General features: G+C 62.2%; 20 protein-coding genes and 1 tRNA gene. All 21 read left to right on the top strand.

The genetic code is table 11. The features are described from left to right. Window positions 1–46 precede the first annotated feature (46 nt). Window positions 47–121, top strand: a tRNA-Val gene (locus Q6E04_RS07720). A 1-nt stretch (window position 122) separates the two neighbouring features. Next, window positions 123–446 (top strand): hypothetical protein, encoded by a 324-nt coding sequence (locus Q6E04_RS07715; protein ID WP_303250203.1) that lies wholly within the window; start codon window positions 123–125, stop codon window positions 444–446. A gap of 17 nt (window positions 447–463) precedes the next feature. Then, window positions 464–1,297 (top strand): Flp pilus assembly protein CpaB, encoded by an 834-nt coding sequence (cpaB, locus tag Q6E04_RS07710; protein ID WP_303250202.1) that lies wholly within the window; start codon window positions 464–466, stop codon window positions 1,295–1,297. Continuing rightward, window positions 1,290–2,903 (top strand): hypothetical protein, encoded by a 1,614-nt coding sequence (locus tag Q6E04_RS07705; RefSeq protein ID WP_303250201.1) that lies wholly within the window; start codon window positions 1,290–1,292, stop codon window positions 2,901–2,903. The genes cpaB and Q6E04_RS07705 overlap by 8 nt, the downstream gene beginning before the upstream one ends. Beyond that, entirely contained in the window at window positions 2,900–4,213 is a 1,314-nt protein-coding gene (locus tag Q6E04_RS07700) for a CpaF family protein (protein WP_303250200.1), read from the top strand. The genes Q6E04_RS07705 and Q6E04_RS07700 overlap by 4 nt, the downstream gene beginning before the upstream one ends. Further along, on the top strand, window positions 4,177–5,190 hold the full coding sequence (locus Q6E04_RS07695; protein ID WP_303250199.1) for a type II secretion system F family protein: 1,014 nt from the start codon (window positions 4,177–4,179) through the stop codon (window positions 5,188–5,190). The genes Q6E04_RS07700 and Q6E04_RS07695 overlap by 37 nt, the downstream gene beginning before the upstream one ends. Window positions 5,191–5,211: 21 nt before the next feature. After that, a complete protein-coding gene (locus Q6E04_RS07690) occupies window positions 5,212–5,850 on the top strand; it encodes a type II secretion system F family protein (protein ID WP_303250198.1) in 639 nt (212 codons plus the stop codon). A gap of 34 nt (window positions 5,851–5,884) precedes the next feature. Continuing rightward, window positions 5,885–6,187, top strand: coding sequence for a hypothetical protein (locus Q6E04_RS07685; RefSeq protein ID WP_303250197.1), 303 nt, complete (start codon window positions 5,885–5,887; stop codon window positions 6,185–6,187). Between the two features lie 7 nt (window positions 6,188–6,194). Further along, window positions 6,195–6,383, top strand: coding sequence for a hypothetical protein (locus Q6E04_RS07680; protein ID WP_303250196.1), 189 nt, complete (start codon window positions 6,195–6,197; stop codon window positions 6,381–6,383). Then, window positions 6,370–6,924 (top strand): TadE/TadG family type IV pilus assembly protein, encoded by a 555-nt coding sequence (locus tag Q6E04_RS07675; RefSeq protein ID WP_303250195.1) that lies wholly within the window; start codon window positions 6,370–6,372, stop codon window positions 6,922–6,924. Before Q6E04_RS07680 ends, Q6E04_RS07675 begins: the two co-directional genes overlap by 14 nt. A 19-nt stretch (window positions 6,925–6,943) precedes the next feature. Beyond that, a complete protein-coding gene (locus tag Q6E04_RS07670; protein ID WP_303250194.1) occupies window positions 6,944–8,812 on the top strand; it encodes a hypothetical protein in 1,869 nt (622 codons plus the stop codon). Beyond that, the gene (locus Q6E04_RS07665; protein ID WP_303250193.1) at window positions 8,809–9,222 is read left to right on the top strand and encodes a TadE/TadG family type IV pilus assembly protein; all 414 of its coding nucleotides are present in this window, start codon (window positions 8,809–8,811) and stop codon (window positions 9,220–9,222) included. Before Q6E04_RS07670 ends, Q6E04_RS07665 begins: the two co-directional genes overlap by 4 nt. Beyond that, a complete protein-coding gene (locus Q6E04_RS09025; protein ID WP_368656408.1) occupies window positions 9,219–9,524 on the top strand; it encodes a DUF192 domain-containing protein in 306 nt (101 codons plus the stop codon). The genes Q6E04_RS07665 and Q6E04_RS09025 overlap by 4 nt, the downstream gene beginning before the upstream one ends. Before the next feature lie 78 nt (window positions 9,525–9,602). Further along, window positions 9,603–10,022, top strand: a complete 420-nt coding sequence (locus Q6E04_RS07660) for a hypothetical protein (RefSeq protein WP_303250192.1) — start codon at window positions 9,603–9,605, stop codon at window positions 10,020–10,022. 113 nt (window positions 10,023–10,135) lie between these two features. Continuing rightward, entirely contained in the window at window positions 10,136–10,516 is a 381-nt protein-coding gene (locus tag Q6E04_RS07655; protein WP_303250191.1) for a FeoA family protein, read from the top strand. Window positions 10,517–10,663: 147 nt separating this feature from the next. Continuing rightward, a complete protein-coding gene (locus tag Q6E04_RS07650; protein WP_303250190.1) occupies window positions 10,664–10,909 on the top strand; it encodes a ferrous iron transport protein A in 246 nt (81 codons plus the stop codon). A gap of 89 nt (window positions 10,910–10,998) precedes the next feature. Next, the gene (locus Q6E04_RS07645; RefSeq protein WP_303250189.1) at window positions 10,999–13,569 is read left to right on the top strand and encodes a ferrous iron transporter B; all 2,571 of its coding nucleotides are present in this window, start codon (window positions 10,999–11,001) and stop codon (window positions 13,567–13,569) included. Window positions 13,570–13,638: 69 nt separating this feature from the next. Next, on the top strand, window positions 13,639–13,842 hold the full coding sequence (locus Q6E04_RS07640; protein WP_303250188.1) for a FeoB-associated Cys-rich membrane protein: 204 nt from the start codon (window positions 13,639–13,641) through the stop codon (window positions 13,840–13,842). Between the two features lie 271 nt (window positions 13,843–14,113). Beyond that, the gene (locus Q6E04_RS07635; RefSeq protein ID WP_303250187.1) at window positions 14,114–14,548 is read left to right on the top strand and encodes a metal-dependent transcriptional regulator; all 435 of its coding nucleotides are present in this window, start codon (window positions 14,114–14,116) and stop codon (window positions 14,546–14,548) included. 118 nt (window positions 14,549–14,666) lie between these two features. Next, on the top strand, window positions 14,667–15,347 hold the full coding sequence (gene thyX, locus Q6E04_RS07630) for an FAD-dependent thymidylate synthase (protein WP_303250186.1): 681 nt from the start codon (window positions 14,667–14,669) through the stop codon (window positions 15,345–15,347). After that, window positions 15,347–16,456: a DUF1385 domain-containing protein gene (locus Q6E04_RS07625; RefSeq protein WP_303250185.1), complete on the top strand. Its 1,110-nt coding sequence runs from the start codon at window positions 15,347–15,349 to the stop codon at window positions 16,454–16,456. The genes thyX and Q6E04_RS07625 overlap by 1 nt, the downstream gene beginning before the upstream one ends. Window positions 16,457–16,635 lie beyond the last annotated feature (179 nt).

Below are 16,635 nucleotides of genomic sequence, written 5' to 3'. Positions count from 1 at the left end.
TCCGAGGTGACAAAGGGTTCCGAATATGGGATAATACAGAACCCATGGGCGATTGGCGCAGCGGGAGCGCAGGTGCCTTACAAGCACAAGGTCGGGGGTTCAAATCCCTCATCGCCCACCATATGAGTTTGAAAACCGAAGCAATTTGCTTCGGTTTTTTCATTTATCAGGCGTTTCTGAGCCCTTCGCATAATCGCGAGGGGCTTTCTTGTTTTCTGCGGGCCGATCCGATCGAGGCTGTATCTGCGCGATCGGATGCATGGTGCATCGCGGTAAGGTTTGCGCCTGAAAAGCTGTTTGAATTCGGCCGGATATTGCAGGGCCGCCTTCTCAAAATCAGCCGCATCCTTACTTCATCATGGGATTGTTCCCAAACGGCCCATCGTTTGGGGCCTATCGGTATTCGATTCGAAGCAAGTTCCGAGGCGTATGGACGCCCGGCATGAAGGAGGGAGGCTCGACGATGCGGCGTCGTGTTCACTTAGCGATCGGGGCGTTATGCGGCGTCCTTTGCGTTGCGGGCATCCTTGCATACGCCGCCGACCTTCGTGCCGACGTCGATCAGGAGCGCTCGGAGGCGTTGGCCCGCTATGGAGGGGAGCAAGTCGAGATACTTGTCGCTACCGATGACATCGCCGTCGGCGACATGCTCGATACGACGAATGCTGAAAAACGTTTGTGGTTGAGCGAACTGGTGCCGGACGATGCGATATCAGACCATGCCGACGTTGCGGCGCTTCCGGTAACAAGCCCTATTTATGCAGGCGAGGTGGTTCTAAGGCATCGTTTCGACGAGCGCGAAGAGGTCGCACTGCAGGTTCCCGATGGCAAATGCGCCATCAGCGTTCCTTCCAAGGCGGTTACCGCCGTGGGAGGTTCGCTTCGCCCAGGCTCGAAGGTCGACGTGTATTCCGTTTCGGGATCGGCGACCGATCTGTTGGCATCGCGGGTGCTGGTTCTTTCCACAAGCACGACGTCGGAGGAAAAGGATGCGAATCGTAAATCAGACGTGACATGGGTGACGCTTGCGTTGGATCCGGCGATGGTCGAGGAGGTCATCACGGCATCGCAGAAAAGCGAGCTGTATTTTGCGCTTCCTTCGGAAAGCGCGTCGACGAACGGCGCTGCGAAGAGCGTATCGTCTTCGAACGGCACACGTAACACGGACGATGGGCTATCTGTCAAGGTGAAGAGCCCTAGGGAGGGCGACGCGGATGAATTCGCGCCGACGAAGGATGTTGCGGATTCGGCTGAAAAGAAGGAAGAGACGGCGACGGAGGGGGAAAGCGATGGATAAACGCGTACTGCTTTGCATCGATTCCGACGCGAAATCGATGACGTCCTCGACAGAACGCAAGGGCGACGTTCGCCGGCGTCCGTCGTGCGTGCTCGTCGAATCGCAAGCCGAGCAATGCCGTGCGCGGGCGAGGCTTTCGCCCGACATCGATGAGGTCTGGGTGGTCTCGTGTGACGATATGGATGCGATTAATGTAGCGGCAGCAATTAAGCGCGACGATCCGGGGAAACGGGTGTATTTGGTGGCTGACGAGCAGAATGGATCGCTTGCAAGTCGGGCCGCTAATGCGGAAATCGATGAGTTGTGGTCGTGTGCGATGCTCGAAAGGCGTTACGGGTCCGTCGTCGCATCGGATGCTCTTCGTCGTCGCGTCGACCAAGAGCGATCTAAAGCGCTCGTTCATGATGTATCGCAACCGGTCGATTGCGGGCCGCTTTCGACGAGGGAGGCTGCCCGGTCGATCGATGACGAGCCTCGACTCGCTGTGGACGATTCGGGGGTTCGAACGCGTGTTATAGACGATGACGACGCTCTTGTCTCTCGTCTATCGGTCGAGTGCGACGCCGAAGGTTTCGAGTTCGACCGATCAGTCGAAACGGTTGCGTCTCCTGTGGTTCAGACAACTTGCTCCGGCCTTCAGGGGGCCCGCCGTAGCGATGCGGGCGGCGCATCGATGCGGTCATGCGCGGGCGACGCGCTTTCGGGCGGGACTCCGATAGCGCAATCGTCTTGCCGGCAGGGTGGCAAGCAAGACTGCGAGGGGCTTGACGTCGTGGTCAGGCCGACGTTTTCGGTGCCGGGTGCTCCGACGGTCGAGGGGCCGGGAACGGTGGTCGCCGTGGTATCGGGGACGGGAGGATGCGGAAAGAGCACTCTGGCGGCGGTCTTTGCGTTGCTCGGCGTTCGGGCGGGGTTGAGGACGGCAGCGTTCGATGCCGATTTTCAGTTCGGCGATCTTGATTATCTTTTGGGCGTGCCGAATCCGATAAGGGTGGAAGAGGCGATAGACAATCCGACGCGCCTGGCAAGCGCGGCTTCGTCTGTGGGCGACGCGCCGTTTCTGGTGGCGGCGCCGCGTAGGATAGAAGTGTCGGAACTGGTGACCGATGCAGCCGTCGTGCTCACAGCGGCATTGAGACGTTCGTTCGATCTGGTCGTCGTGAATACGGGTTCGCTCTGGTCCGATGGGCATGCGGGCATTCTCGAGTCAGCGGATGCGGTGGTGTTTTTGATGGATAGCAGGCCGTCGTCTTTGCGCGCGACCGTGCATGCCGTCGAGCTGTGCGCTCGTCTCGGCGTTGCGACGACGGGCTTCGCCTTCGCGGTGAACAGACACGATAAGGCAAGCCTGCTGTCGGCGGTCGACGTATCGTGCGCTCTGCGCGGCGCGCGGGCGGTCGAGCTGGCCGATGGCGGAAAGGAAGTCGACGAGCTGCTCGGCGCCGGATATCCCGAAGAGCTCGTCGGTTCGAAAAACGCATTCGTCGCCGACGCCCGAGGGCTTTTGGCCGAGATATTGCCGGGGCGCCGTGCGGAGGCGGTGCGTGGCAAAGCCGATGCATCGAAGCGTCGCAGATCGCTGTTCGGACGAGGAGGCCGCCGATGACGCTGATGGAAAGGGTCGATGCCGCTCAGCTCGAAGGGGGACGGGCGGTTCTCGACGCGAATGTCTGGATGCTCGACGAGCTGAAAGACGAAGTCGGTTCCATCATCGCGGGCGACACGCTCGCGTCTTTGGCGATCGACAATCCGAAACGGGCGCGCAGCGAACTGAAAAGCGCGATGCGCACGGTGTTCGCGACGCCGAAATGGGCGAGCCGTCCGCGCGAGTCGAAAGAACGCCTGGCTCGAGATCTGCTCGATATCGTCTTCGGTCTTGGGCCGCTTCAGCCTCTGGTCGAAGACGAAAGCGTGACCGAGATCATGGTGAACGGAATCGATGCCGTGTTCGTCGAACGTCGCGGCGTTATCGAGCCTTATGGCGCTTTGTTCGCGAATGCAGCTCAGCTCCGCTCGCTTATCGACAGGATTTTGGCTCCGCTGGGCCGTCGCGTCGACGAAAGCAGCCCTATGGTCGACGCGCGTTTGCCGAGCGGCCATCGCGTGAACGTGGTTATTCCGCCTATTTCGCTCGACGGCCCGGCGGTCACGATACGCAAGTTCACCGAGCATGCGATGCGGCTCGAGGAGATGCAGCGCCGCGGCTCGTTCGACGGAGCGGTTGCGAGGCTTTTACGCTGGGCGGTCGTTTCGCGCAAGAACATGGCGGTGTGCGGCGGCACGGGCAGCGGTAAGACCACCATGTTGAATGCGCTGTCGTGCGAGATCGACCGGCACGAGCGCATCGTGACGATCGAAGATTCGGCCGAGCTGAGGTTCACGGAGCATCCGCATGTCGTGCGTATGGAGTCTCGCGCCTGCAATGCCGAAGGGGTCGGCGAGGTGACGATACGCGATTTGGTGCGCAATGCGCTGCGCATGCGCCCCGACAGAATCATCGTTGGCGAGTGCCGCGGCGCTGAAGCGCTCGACATGCTGTCGGCCATGAATACCGGTCACGACGGGTCTCTTACCACGCTGCATGCTAATTCGCCTGCCGACATGGTGATGCGTCTGGTGACCATGGTGCGATACGGCATGGACCTTCCCGTCGAGGTTATCGAGAGCAATATCGCATCCGCGCTCGATGTGGTGGTCCAGGTTTCTCGCGGGCGCGACGGCGGACGTTTCGTCAGCGCCATCGCATCGGTGGAGCGCGGAAAGGCGTCGGCGTGCCGGATACGCGATGTGTATCGCCGCAGGTCGGCCAGCGAACGTGGAGTGTGGGAGTCGTGTCCTTCGTGGCTCGACGACGCATGCGAACAGGGATTTGTCGACGAATGGGAGGTGGCGCGATGGAAGGCGGCGTGCTTTTAAGCGCATCGTGCGTCGGTGGATTCTGCTGCGCGGCCGGCGTGGGAGCGTCCGTCTGCCAAGGGCTTTCGCGGGCGTATTCCGCGGCCGTCGCGGGCGCCTCGACTTCGAAGGAAGAGACGGGAATAAACCGGCGTGACGCGGCGGCGTTGCTGTTGCGCCACTATGTGCGCAACGGCGTTCCGTCTTGTTCAGAACTCGCGTGCTTCGCGACGAAGGGTCGCCGCCTCGGCAAAGTGGCCTCCGAAGCTGCGGGGCTGCTCAGAAGGCGCGGGTGGGATGCGACGGCCGAAAGCGTGATGTCGCTTTGCGTCGCCGCATGCATCGCGGCGGCGGCCGTATCGGCCGTCGTATTCAAATCGCTCGCGTCTGCGATTCTGATGCCGGTCTGCTTTGCGGCCGCTGCGGCGCTTGCCGTATCGCAGGGCGGGGCGAAGGAACGCGAGAGGATTCGCGACCAGGTACCCGATGCTTTGCGCTGCATGGAGGCGTGCCTGCATGCAGGACTTTCGCTTCCCCAGGCGTTCGCGGAAGTCGCGCACGAGGTCGATCAGCCTTTGAAGGAATCGTTCGTGCAGGTGACGCGTGATATCGAATTGGGGTTTCCGATGCATGAGGCGCTAGCGCGCTTTCATCGTAACGCAGGCATCGAAGAGCTCGGCTTCGTCGCCATGGTGCTCGACGTGCAGTATTCCTGCGGCGGAAACGCGACGCCCGTGCTCCACGCGGCGGAGGATTCGATCGTGCGCGGGCTCGACTTGCGGCGCTCGCTGCGGGTGCAGACGGCGCAGGCGCGCCTTTCCGCCCAGATGGTCGGCGTGTTGCCGCTGTTCTTGCTTGCGGTCTTGTCGGCGGTGAGCCCGGGGTTCCTGGATCCGTTTTTCGCCGATGCGCGCGGTATGGCCCTGCTTGCCATGGCGGCGTGCATGCAGGCGGCAGGGGTGCTGCTGATACGCAAGATGCTGTCGGTCGCCTTGTAGATACGAAGGAGGGAATTCGCGATGGTGCTGGTCATCGGCTTGTTCGCCGCTGTTGCGGGGTCGTGCATGTGGTTGTGGCTGCGGGAGTTTTCGGACGAGCGCCGCAAGGGGCTCCGTGCCAAGGCGAAGGTGCTCGAAGCGTTTTCTTCGAACGGGGATGGAGCTGACGATGCCGGGCGGGAAGCGCCTCTGCTCGCACGCAGAAAGCAGGCGGTGGAGAAGCTTTCCATCGAGCGGCATGTTCCCGAGATGGTCGATGCGGTCGCTCTGGGCATGCGGGCGGGGCTGTCGTTCGAAAGCGCGTTCTCGCTGTATTGCTCGCGTTTCGACGATGAGCTGGCTCTTGCATGTCGGCGTGCGTGCCGGTCGTGGGAAAGCGGGATGACGACGCGCGACGAGGCCCTGCGGCGCCTTGCGGACGATTTGGACGTGCCGTCGTTGACGACGTTCGTGAACAACACGATGCGTTGTCTGCGCTACGGAAACCCTATGTCGCGCATGCTCGAGGTGATGGCGAGCGAGGCGCGCGGGTGCTATCGGGCGAAGATGGAGGAGCTGGTGGCGAAAGCGCCGGTGAAAATGCTCCTTCCTACGGCGGGGCTTATTTTGCCGGCGATGTTGATCGTGGTCATGGGGCCGATTCTGCTCGAATTCCTGTAGGACGGTTCTGTATTGGAAGAGAAAGGGGTTTGCCATGGTTTGGAAGCATGACGGGGAGATGCTCGGTTCGTCCAGATGCGCTGCGCAGGCGAAGGAGGCTGCACCTCTGGGGCTGATATGCCGTCTGCAGAACGCGGGCGAGCGTGTCGGTCGCGCGGCTCGTTCGTCGATGGCGCGCATGCATGCGAAGGCGGCCTGCCGAAGCGGGCAGGGCACGACCGAGTACGCCATCCTGGTCGGCGTTCTCGTGGTGATCGCGATCGTGGCGATCACGTTGTTCCGCCCCAAGATCGAGGAGTTGTGGAATGCGATCGCGGACGGAATCAACGGATTGTAGGACCGACATGCGCCGTCTTTCCGGCCGCGGTCAAGGAACGGTCGAATACGCGCTTGTCACTGCGGCATTTATCGCCATCGCCCTCGGTCTTGGCGTCCTTTGGCGGTTTCTTGCGGAGGGCGGTTTCGCCTCTGGCGTGCAGGATTCTCTGACGCATCGGCTTTTGAAGGGGGTGGCGGACCTTGTTCTGTTCTAACGAGGGCGCGACGTGCGGCCTTGCATGGCGTGCGACTCGACAGCCCATCGTACGGAGGACGGCCAGGTCGGGCCAGGCGAGCGTCGAGGCCGCCTTTCTGGCTCCCGTTCTGCTTCTGGGGTTTCTCCTGCTCATACAGCCGGGAATCGTGCTGTATGACCGGGCGATCATGGAATCGGCCGCTTCGGAGGGGTGCCGTTTGCTCGAAACGCGTTCATCGCAAAGCGAGGCCGAGGTGAGGGCGTATATCGAACGGCGTCTCGAAGCCGTTCCAGGCGTCGATGCGTTTCATGCGGGGGAGTGGCTGGTCGAGTTTTCGGGGTCGCAGGCCGACGATACGACGACGGTTTCGATTGAGCATTCGTTGAAGCCGCTTCCTTTGGTCGGCGCCGCTATGGGGTTTGCGGGGATGCTTGACGGACGGGGTCTGTATCGGCAGGAGGCGTCATGCGTCGCCGCGGTGAGGGACGAATGGTTGACGGGTTCGGAGCATGGCTGCGATCCCGAGGCATGGATAGAACGGTGGGATGAAAAGGTGTGATCGCGGAAAGGGGCGTGTCATGAGCGTCGATGCGGCTGAAAAGAAGCGCCGTTGCGCGACCGATCGGTTCATGGGTCGCGACGGATTCACGACGTTCGGCGCGGCCGTCGCGCTCCTGACGGCCTGCGCTCTCGCGTTCGCCTGCGTTTGGACGGTTCGCAATCAGTCGCGCGCGACGGGCGTGCAGGCGACGGCCGATGCCGCAGCGATCGCGGCCCAAAACGAGGTGGCCGAATTCGTCATAGCGGTCCGCGTGGCCGATTCGGCGCTTTTGAGCATGTCGCTGACCGGGCTTGCCCTTGTCGGCGTAGGAACGGCGTGCTGCTGCGTGCCGTCGGGACAGGCGGCGGGAAAGGCGCTGATGGAAACGGGGAAGAAGCTCCTCGACAAGCGCGACGAGATGGCGCGCACGGCGAAGGAGCTGCTTTCTTCCGCGCAGGACGCGTTGCCTGCGGCGGCCCAGGTGCAGGCTCAGGCCGTCATGCAAGAAAACGCCGCCGCGCTTGGAGGAAAGGCGATCGGCGCCATCGAACTGGTGCCGCGCGAGGGGGAGCCTCTGGAGGTGGGCGCTTCGTCCGCCGGTGCGGCGGCCGACGAAGCTTTGGACGCGAGCGACGATATCGCCGATGCGGCGCAGGAGGCCGAGCAAGCGCGGGACGAAGCCCAAGAGGCGCTTGCAAGGGGCTTCGCGCACGATTGCGGCAACGCTCCCGGCTACTGCATGTACGAGCGGGCCGATACGGTCGCCGGGCTGCCGTCGTCGAAAAACCCGTTGTATCACAGCGTGAACTCGTGGTCGTTCAAGGCGGCGCTCGACCGCGCGCAAGCGTATTACACGCATCGGGCCGCTACGGAGGCGCCTTCGGGCGAGGGCATCGAAGAACAGGCGCGCAGCGCGCTTCGCAAGAAGTTCTACGAGTTCGCGGCTGAAGAGGTAAAGGAGGGAAGGGCGGTCGACGACGGGGCGTCGGTTCCCGATATCAGTTTTCCGCTCTTACCGAAAAACACCGCGGAAATGAAGGAGACCGAGCTCTACACCGATGTCGTCTACCCCGTTGCGAGCGGATGTCTGCATGCGTGGGACGGGTGCCCTGGGGCCGCGGCGGGCATCGAGGCGCGCGGATCCCTCGCCCAGCAAGATGCCGGAGCGTACGGGATCTGCCCGACATGCGGGTTCGATGCCGTTTCTCTCGGGAAAGTGGCTGCCGCGTCGTCGTCGATCGAGAACGGTTTCGAATACCACTATCGAAAGGTGGCCGAAGCGGCGCGCGATTACGTTGCGGCACTGGAGCGGGCCATTCCGGCCGAATCGACGGCGAAAGACGCGGTGGACGGGGTATTCGACCGAATAGGCGAAGCGCTCGGCGAATTGGGCGATTGCAGAATCGAAGCCTATCCTCCGGGTCGATACGGGGCCTTGGCCGCCGTATCGTTCGGCGTCGACGAAGGCTCTGCGACGCCTTTTGTGCCCGAGGCTTCCGACGAAGGGGCGTTCGCGGCGATTTCTGCCAGCGTGTTGGGCGAAGACGCCGAAGAAGACGTGCTCTCTTCTTTGCTCGACGGCGTGGCCGACCGGATAGGGCCGCCGCTTTCCGACGCAGGTCTTGCGGTGTTGTCGTTGTGGGCGTCGATGGTGAAAGCGTATTCGACGGGAACGGAGGGGCTGTGTTCGGGGGTGGAAGAGCTTCTAGATTCGTTGCCGCTCATCGGCTTGACGGGTTTGGGCTCATGGGCGGCGGAGGCGTTGATGGGCGTGTTGGAAGCGGCGGGCATCGAGCCCGCGAATACCGAGGCCGCCAAGCCTTTCGTGGTCAACACCAAGCACGTCGCGCCTTTGGGCGACGGTCCTGTCGCGACGGCGATCGCGGCGGTCAAAGGCGGGTCGTGAGGCGTTGCGGCTCCGATGCGCGCGGGCAGATGGCGGTGGAGTTCGCCGTGGCGATGCCCGTCATCGCGGCGGTCGCGTTCATCCTGGTCAACGGTCTCATTTTCGCAGGCGATTGCGCCGCGTTCGACATCGCGGCGCGCGATGCGATCCGCATGCAGGCCGATGACGGATGGGAGCCGCAGGCGGCCTCGGAGGTTCGCGCCCGTATCGAGGAGCGCTTGGGCATGGAGCACGAATCGGTCGAGGTGACGTGTGAGAAAACGGGTTCGGGACATGTCCGTTACGTGGCGGCCGCGAATTTCTCGCCACCGTTTCTCGAGGGCGTGAGCGTGTTCGGGGTCGAAGCGTTCGCGTTGAGGCACGAAGTCGAATTCACGGTGAGTCCGTATAGGAAGGGGGTGGTGATATGACGCGATTCGTCTTGCTGACGAGGCTTGGAGAGCGGTTGCGAGGACTGAAAGGGCAGGCCTCGCGGTCGCGCGGAGGCTGTGCGGTGCTCGTCCCGTGCCGCGATATCCACACGTTCGGGATGAAGTGCCCCATCGACGTCGCGTTCGTCGACGCGCGCGGCGTGGTCGTCGCGGCATCGAGAAATGTTGCGCCTGCCCGCCGGCTCCGTTGTGCGCGTGCGCGCATGACGCTCGAACGGCGCTCGTGCGAGGGTTCCTGGTTCGAGCCGGGCGATTTCGTTTTCGCCGAGCCGCCGCGATGACGGCGGCGCGCTCCGCCGCTTCGGGGCGCTGCCGCGGTATTCGCGCGAATCGATTCTATCCAGAGAAAGGAATATCCGATGAAAACATGTCCTGTGTGCGGATCACGCTGCTTCGACGATATGGCCGTATGCTACGGATGCCTGCACGACTTCTCCCGTCCGGCCCTGGCGGAAAATGACGATGCGGCCGATCCGCTTCGAGGCGTCTCTCGTTTCGGGGAGGCGTTCGAGGACGATTGCGATGTCGACGACGCGGGCGAAGGCCGCCTTAGGCCGACGTTCGCGGCTGTTTCAGGGGATACGACATCGCCGTGTGTTTCGTGCTCGTGCGGCGAAGGCGGACGGGCGGCCTTCATGCCTGTTCCCATGGTTACCGTGGTCGCTCGAGGGAATGCCTCGGCTTCGACGCCTGAGCCGACGTTTGCGGCTTCGGACGGGCCGGCCGTGTTCGAGATACGCATTCCTCACGGATCGAGCGTCGTCTTGCGCGCGCATTAGTGCGGCGTTTCCGCTCTGCCTTTCTAAAAAGTTTCCTATGGGTTCCTTTTCTGCCGAAAACGTGGTAATGTTCTTCATTAGTTATCTAAGGCTTACTTCAAGGACGGCATGATATGTCAATCGCTGCTTCGCTGCGCTCAAAGGGATTGTTCGGTGCGGGTAAGACGTTCGAGACGGCGCGCCTGAGAGGGCGTACGACGCCGTCGGCGCCTGTTTGCAATGCTGCCGACGAGGCCGACTGTATTTGTCGCGCGGATATGCAGCCGTCCTGTCCGGCGATGCCGCTCGCGTTCGCAGGCGCGGGCGTCGAAGCGACTGTTTTGTCGGTGCGCGGTTCGAAAGAATCCTGCCATCATCTCGAGAATCTCGGTTTCGTCGAAGGTGCCCGCGTGAAGGTGGTATGCGAGGCGGCAGGAAACCTCATTGTCGAGGTCAAGGGGTCTCAGGTGGCGCTCGACCGCCAAGCGGCCATGAAGGTTTCGGTGGGCGTCTGATGCTCGGACGATGTTTCGACGATGCCGGCTGTGCGCACACGCGGCTTGCGCTATCGCGCTTTTCCGCAGACCGTGCGAAGTGCGTCGCCGATCGGGGAATACGGCGCTGCGAGACGGCGTCTTTCGAATAAGAGAAGGGAACGTTTCATGCAACAAGAGCAGGCGATGACGCTGCGCGACGTGGCAATCGGCTCGAGCGCTCGCGTGGTCAAGCTGACCGGAGAGGGCGCTCTTAAGCGTCACATCATGGATATGGGCATCACCAAGGGAATCGATGTTTTCGTGAGGAAAGTCGCGCCTCTGGGCGATCCCATCGAAGTCACCGTGCGCGGCTACGAGCTTTCGCTTCGTAAGAGCGAGGCCGAAAGCGTTTTGGTCGAGAACGCTTCGTAGAAAAGCGCCGCAAGGGGCGGTCGGGCCGCGTGGGCGGCTCTTTTTTCGTCACTATGTTAGCCAAGGAAAACTTTCGAGAAAGGACGAGCATGGCGATTGGAATTGCGCTTGCCGGCAATCCGAACAGCGGCAAGACGACGCTGTTCAACACCCTGACGGGCTCTTCGCAGTACGTCGGAAACTGGCCGGGCGTCACGGTGGAGAAAAAGCAGGGTACGTATGGGCGCGATAAGGACGTGATCGTCACGGACCTGCCCGGCATCTACTCGCTTTCTCCGTATTCGCCTGAAGAGGTGGTCAGCCGCGAATACCTGATCGGCGAGCGTCCCGACGCAGTGATCGACGTGGTGGATTCGACGAATCTCGAACGCAATTTGTATTTGACCAGCCAGCTTCTCGAGTTGGGCATTCCTGTGGTCGTGGCGCTCAACATGACGGATCTAGTCGAAAAGAACGGCGACGAAATCGATGCGGCGAGCATATCCGAACAGCTTGGCTGCCCCGTGGTCGAGATCAGCGCCCTGAAAGGCTCCGGCGTGACCGAGCTGATGGACGTCGCGCTGGCTGCCGCGCGCGAAGGCAAGCCTGCTGCGCCTCGCATGCGTTTCGATGCGGCGATCGAAGAGGCTCTCGACCGTATCGAGCTGTCGATCGAGAGCGCGGCCCCCGCCCATCTTCGTCGTTGGTATGCCGTCAAGCTTCTGGAGGGCGAGCAGCGCGCCATCGATGCCCTGAACCCCGGATCCGCCGCCCTGAATAAAGCCGCAGCTGTGCGTGCGGACATCGAGAAACGTTTCGACGACGACGCCGAAAGCATCGTGACCGCCGAACGCTACGATGCGATCGCGCATCTGACCGATCGTGCGGTCAAGAAATCCCGCAAGGGCATGACCGCGACGCAGAAGATCGATCGCATCGTGACCAATCGCTGGCTCGGCCTGCCTATCTTCGTGCTTGTGATGACGCTGGTGTATTACATCTCCGTCTCGACCGTCGGCACGATCGCCACCGATTGGGCCAACGACGGCGTGTTCGGCGACGGGTGGCTCTACACCGGAACGCAGCAATACGAAGAGGCCGCGGCGGAATACGAAGATGCCCAAGCGCGTATCGAGGCCTATGTGACCGGTCTGTACGGCGCCGATGCGCAGGGCGTGCCTTCTGCGCGTTCTCAGGAAGTGCTCGATGCGCTGGCCGTTGCGCAGTCCGACGAGGTTGCCGATGCCGAAGGCGCCGCTTATGCAGAGGCGCAAGACACGGTGGCCGCCTTCGACGAAGAAGCGATCGCGCGCGGCGCGACGGTTTCGTTCGCCGCGGAATCCGACGGCGGCGTTCACGAGGAGACGCTGTCCTTTTCCGACTATCAGGCTGCTTTGGCCGTCGAAGAGCCCGATCCCGCCGCCTTCGGCTTCTATCTTCCCGGCATTCCGGTGTATCTGGATGCATGGCTGACGTCGATCGGCTGCGCGCCGTGGCTCCAGTCGCTCATCCTGGACGGCATCGTCGCTGGCGTCGGCGCCGTGCTCGGCTTCGTGCCCCAGATGATCGTGCTCTTCCTTATGCTCGCCTTCCTCGAAGGCTGCGGCTATATGGCCCGTGTTGCCTTCATCATGGACCGCGTGTTCCGCAAGTTCGGCCTTTCCGGCAAGAGCTTCATCCCCATGCTGATCGCGTCCGGTTGCGGCGTCCCCGCCGTCATGGCGACCAAGGCTATCGAGAACGAGCGCGACCGCCGCATGACCATTATGACCACCACTATGATTCCCTGTGGAGCCAAGCTGCCTATCATCGCTCTCGTGTTCGGCGCGCTGGCTGGTCAGGTCACCGACGGCGTGTGGTGGGTTGCGCCCCTGTTCTATTTCATGGGCGTCGCGGCCATCGTGGTTTCGGGCATCATGCTGCGCAAGACCCGCATGTTCGCAGGCGAAGCGACGCCGTTCATCATGGAGCTGCCCCAGTATCATCTGCCGGCCGCACGCACGGTGTTCATGGCCACGTGGGAGCGTGTGAAGAGCTTCCTTGTGAAGGCGGGCACGGTGATCTTCCTGGCATCCATCGTGATCTGGGCGCTTCTGAACCTCGGATTCCAGGACGGTTCGTTCGGCTTGATCGACATGGAGGCCGAAGGCGGCATCGCCGACAGCCTGATGGCCATGCTCGCAAGCGCTCTGGCGCCGTTGTTCGCGCCTCTGGGATTCGGCGATTGGCAGTCGGTGGCGACCTCGATCACGGGCCTGGTTGCCAAGGAGAACGTGGTGTCGACCGTCGGCATCATCACGAGCCTCGGCGATGCCGGCGAAACGGACGCGTCGATGTGGCAGGCCTTCTCCGCCATGTTCGCGGGAAGCGCGCCTGCCATCATGGCCTTCTGCGCATTCAACTTGCTGTGCGCGCCATGCTTCGCCGCAATCGGAGCCATTCGACGCCAGATGCAGTCGGCGAAATGGACGTGGTTCGCCATCGGCTACATGACCGTGTTCGCTTACGCGGTGGCGCTTATGATCTATCAGTTCGGAACGTTTTTCGCGGGCGGCGGATTCACGCTGGGAACCGCTGCGGCCGTCGTGGTGCTCGCTGCAATCTTGTTCCAGCTGCTGCGCCCCATGCCTGATTTCTCCGAGAAGAAGGTCGCGCCGGCAGCGCAGCCCCAAGCGGCGTAGGGCATACTGTAACGACGAATCGCGCCCGGGCGAAGCGGCCCGCGGCGCGCGAAGAAAGGAGGCGACGCCATGAACCTGGCTACAGCCGTCGTGCTCGCCATCGTGGTCGCATGCGTCTACCTGGCCGTCCGTTCCTTTCGCAAGAAGGGCATGTGCGGCTGCAAGGAGCATTGTTCCGGAGGATGCTCGTCATGCTCGGCATGCGCGACGGCCGATCGGATAGCACTCGAGGTCGACCGGGCGGCAAAGGATTCCGAGGCGCCGAGGCGTTAAGGTACGCCGTCTTTCGCAACGCCCGCTTGCGCGAAAGCGCAGGCGGGCGTTGTGGTATGGTGGGTGATGGAAAAAGGAGGGTCTGGATGTGGGGTTTCGTTTTTCTGGCGCTGGTCGCCGCCTGCGCGCTGCTCATCGTCGTGCGCATTGCGAGAAAAGGCCCTGAAAGCGGCCTCCCGCGGTGCTCGACGTGCTCGTATACGGGCTGCGCTTGCGATAAGGCCGAAGACGAAAACGCATCCCGACCAGGAATCGCCCGAGGAGAATGTACATGACTGATATGCAAACCGAAACGATGCTCGAAACGCGCACGGACGGAGAGCTCAGCCATTCTTTGGAAGACTATCTCGAGGCCATCGCCGACCTTGCGGGCGATTCGAACGGATCGGTGCGTGCGGTCGACGTGGCTACCAAGCTCGGAGTGTCGAAGGCTTCGGTTTCCAAGGCCGTGGCCAATCTCAAGGAGAAAGGCTACGTCGAGCAGCCCTATTACGGCGATATCACGATGACGGAAGAGGGATACGCGTATGGTTCGGCTATGTGGCTGCGCCATAATCTGCTGTTCCGCTTTCTCACCGAGAAAGTCGGCATCGATCCCGAGCTGGCGAACTACGAGGCCTGCCAGCTCGAGCATGGCATCAGCCGCGCGTCGTTCGAAAAATGGAAGGAATACTTGGCGTCGGTGGGCATCGAGGACCTGCGCTAGAAGGCCGGCATCAGCCGCTTCGCTCCGTGTTCTTTCCAGAGAATACGTATCGTCTTGGAGAGCGCCTATGCGGCGCTCTTTTATTATGTGATGCGTTTCGAAAAGAAAGGAGGGCCCGATGCAAGTCGAGCTTCTTTACCATACTCCCGACCCGGAGCGCGCAATCGCAACCGCCGCGCGCCTGTGCTATGCGCCCGTCGGCGCGTTCGAGCTGATGGAGACCATGCCGCCCGAGCGCGTGCAAAGCGTGCTTTCCACCATCATGAAGAGCGGTCATTTCTCGACGCTCGAGCATGTGAGCTATACATTCGCGATCGACGGCGTGTCGCGCGCGCTCACGCACCAGTTGGTTCGCCATCGCCTTGCCAGCTTCAATCAGCAGTCTCAGCGTTACGTGAAGTTCAAGGACGGCCTTGCGACGGTCAAGCCCGATACCGTGGCCGAAAACGAAGAGGCGAACGCTCTGTTCGACGAAGCCATCGAGGCGGCGGTTACGGCGTACACCAAGCTGCTCGAGGCGGGCATTCCCGCCGAAGACGCGCGCTATCTGCTTCCGAACGCTGCCGAGACCAAGATCGTGGTCACGATGAACGTGCGCGAGCTGCTGCATTTCTTCGAGCTGCGTTGCTGCAATCGTGCTCAGTGGGAGATTCGCGAACTCGCGCAGAAGATGCTCGAGCTCGTCCGTCCCACGGCGCCGTACGTGTTCTTGGACGCCGGCCCGTCGTGCGTGCGCGGCAAGTGCAGCGAAGGCAAGATGACCTGCGGTAAACCGTATCCGAAAGTGGTGCGTTCCTAGTGAGTGAAAAGCAAAGCGATCTGAAGCGCGCGTTTTCCGAAGACGGCGCGCTGAAAACGCATGTGGGCGGCCAGGCATTGATCGAAGGCGTCATGATGCGCGGCAAGTACAACTGGGCCGCCGCCGTGCGCGAGCCTGCGGGCACGATCTACGTCGAAGAGCACGATCTTGCTAGCGGCCGTTCGAAGAATAAATGGCTGTACTGGCCGATCGTGCGCGGTTGCCGCGCCTTCGTCGAAAGCCTCGTGCTGGGCTACAAGGCACTCGAAGTGGCCGCCTTGCATGCGTTTTCCGATAGCGAACCGGCGAAGGAGGAAACGGGGGAGCCTTCGACGGATGCGGCCGAGCAGGCCGTTTCCGCAGAAGAGGCGGCCGCGCTTTCGACGGTCGACTTCTCGGGCGACGATTCCGATGAAAGGGCCGACGATTCCTTCGAGTTCGGCAAGAAGGAGATGGCGCTTTCCATGGTGCTCGGCCTGGTGCTGGGCGTGGCGTTGTTCATCATCGCGCCGGCGGTCATCGCGAACTTGCTGGTCGGCGAGTACGACAGCAACACGCTGGCTTGGAATATCGTGGACGGCATCGTGCGCGTGGCTATCTTCGTGTTCTATATCTGGCTGATCGGGCGCATGGGGGACATCAAGCGCATGTTCGGCTATCACGGAGCGGAGCACAAGACCATCCACTGTTTCGAGCACGGGCTCGATTTGACGCCCGAGAACGCGCGTAGCTTCCCGCGCCTGCATGTACGCTGCGGCACCGCGTTTCTGATCATGGTCATGATCATCGCCATTCTGGTGTACACGGTTACGCCGCTCAACGCGCTGATCGAGGCGTGGGGCGTGCCCGACGGCCCGATCAAATTGGCGCTGGTCATTGCGGTACGTATTCTGCTGATGCCTTTGATCGCGGGCATCAGCTACGAAATCACGGTGAAATGGGCGGGCAGCCACCCCGAGAACCCGTTGGTCAAGGTCATTCTGTGGCCGGGCATGCAGATGCAGCGCCTGACCACGCGCGAGCCCGACGACGGCCAGATCGAATGCGCGATCGCGGCCATGAAGAAGGTGCTCGAACGCGAAGACGCCGAGGCGGCCAAGGCCGTGTAGGTTATCGCGATGGACGACAGCCGTCCGTCCCTTCGGGGGCGGACGGCTTTTTCATAAGGACACGCGCGATCGGGCGATGGCCTTCGCCGAAGCAGGCTTGTTCCATCGTTCGGGTGGCTCGCCGCAGACCGCTCGTTACGAAGCTTCGTGCGCGTCCGTCGCGTAAAGGCTGGAGAAAT

The organism is uncultured Slackia sp. (assembly GCF_959608125.1).
Taxonomy (GTDB): Bacteria; Actinomycetota; Coriobacteriia; order Coriobacteriales; family Eggerthellaceae; genus Slackia.
Note: the sequence above shows the minus strand (reverse complement) of the source record. Positions and strands in the feature narration are given on the sequence as shown.

What these genes read in the sequence shown, in the direction of transcription:
- Q6E04_RS07715 (WP_303250203.1), top strand. Translation starts at nt 123, where the DNA reads ATGAGTTTGAAAACCGAAGCAATTTGCTTCGGTTTTTTCATTTATCAG.
- Q6E04_RS07635 (WP_303250187.1), top strand. Translation starts at nt 14,114, where the DNA reads ATGACTGATATGCAAACCGAAACGATGCTCGAAACGCGCACGGACGGA.
- Q6E04_RS09025 (WP_368656408.1), top strand. Translation starts at nt 9,219, where the DNA reads ATGACGCGATTCGTCTTGCTGACGAGGCTTGGAGAGCGGTTGCGAGGA.
- Q6E04_RS07685 (WP_303250197.1), top strand. Translation starts at nt 5,885, where the DNA reads ATGGTTTGGAAGCATGACGGGGAGATGCTCGGTTCGTCCAGATGCGCT.
- cpaB (WP_303250202.1), top strand. Translation starts at nt 464, where the DNA reads ATGCGGCGTCGTGTTCACTTAGCGATCGGGGCGTTATGCGGCGTCCTT.
- thyX (WP_303250186.1), top strand. Translation starts at nt 14,667, where the DNA reads ATGCAAGTCGAGCTTCTTTACCATACTCCCGACCCGGAGCGCGCAATC.
- Q6E04_RS07705 (WP_303250201.1), top strand. Translation starts at nt 1,290, where the DNA reads ATGGATAAACGCGTACTGCTTTGCATCGATTCCGACGCGAAATCGATG.
- Q6E04_RS07645 (WP_303250189.1), top strand. Translation starts at nt 10,999, where the DNA reads ATGGCGATTGGAATTGCGCTTGCCGGCAATCCGAACAGCGGCAAGACG.
- Q6E04_RS07650 (WP_303250190.1), top strand. Translation starts at nt 10,664, where the DNA reads ATGCAACAAGAGCAGGCGATGACGCTGCGCGACGTGGCAATCGGCTCG.
- Q6E04_RS07670 (WP_303250194.1), top strand. Translation starts at nt 6,944, where the DNA reads ATGAGCGTCGATGCGGCTGAAAAGAAGCGCCGTTGCGCGACCGATCGG.
- Q6E04_RS07680 (WP_303250196.1), top strand. Translation starts at nt 6,195, where the DNA reads ATGCGCCGTCTTTCCGGCCGCGGTCAAGGAACGGTCGAATACGCGCTT.
- Q6E04_RS07655 (WP_303250191.1), top strand. Translation starts at nt 10,136, where the DNA reads ATGTCAATCGCTGCTTCGCTGCGCTCAAAGGGATTGTTCGGTGCGGGT.
- Q6E04_RS07660 (WP_303250192.1), top strand. Translation starts at nt 9,603, where the DNA reads ATGAAAACATGTCCTGTGTGCGGATCACGCTGCTTCGACGATATGGCC.
- Q6E04_RS07690 (WP_303250198.1), top strand. Translation starts at nt 5,212, where the DNA reads ATGGTGCTGGTCATCGGCTTGTTCGCCGCTGTTGCGGGGTCGTGCATG.
- Q6E04_RS07700 (WP_303250200.1), top strand. Translation starts at nt 2,900, where the DNA reads ATGACGCTGATGGAAAGGGTCGATGCCGCTCAGCTCGAAGGGGGACGG.
- Q6E04_RS07695 (WP_303250199.1), top strand. Translation starts at nt 4,177, where the DNA reads ATGGGAGGTGGCGCGATGGAAGGCGGCGTGCTTTTAAGCGCATCGTGC.
- Q6E04_RS07640 (WP_303250188.1), top strand. Translation starts at nt 13,639, where the DNA reads ATGAACCTGGCTACAGCCGTCGTGCTCGCCATCGTGGTCGCATGCGTC.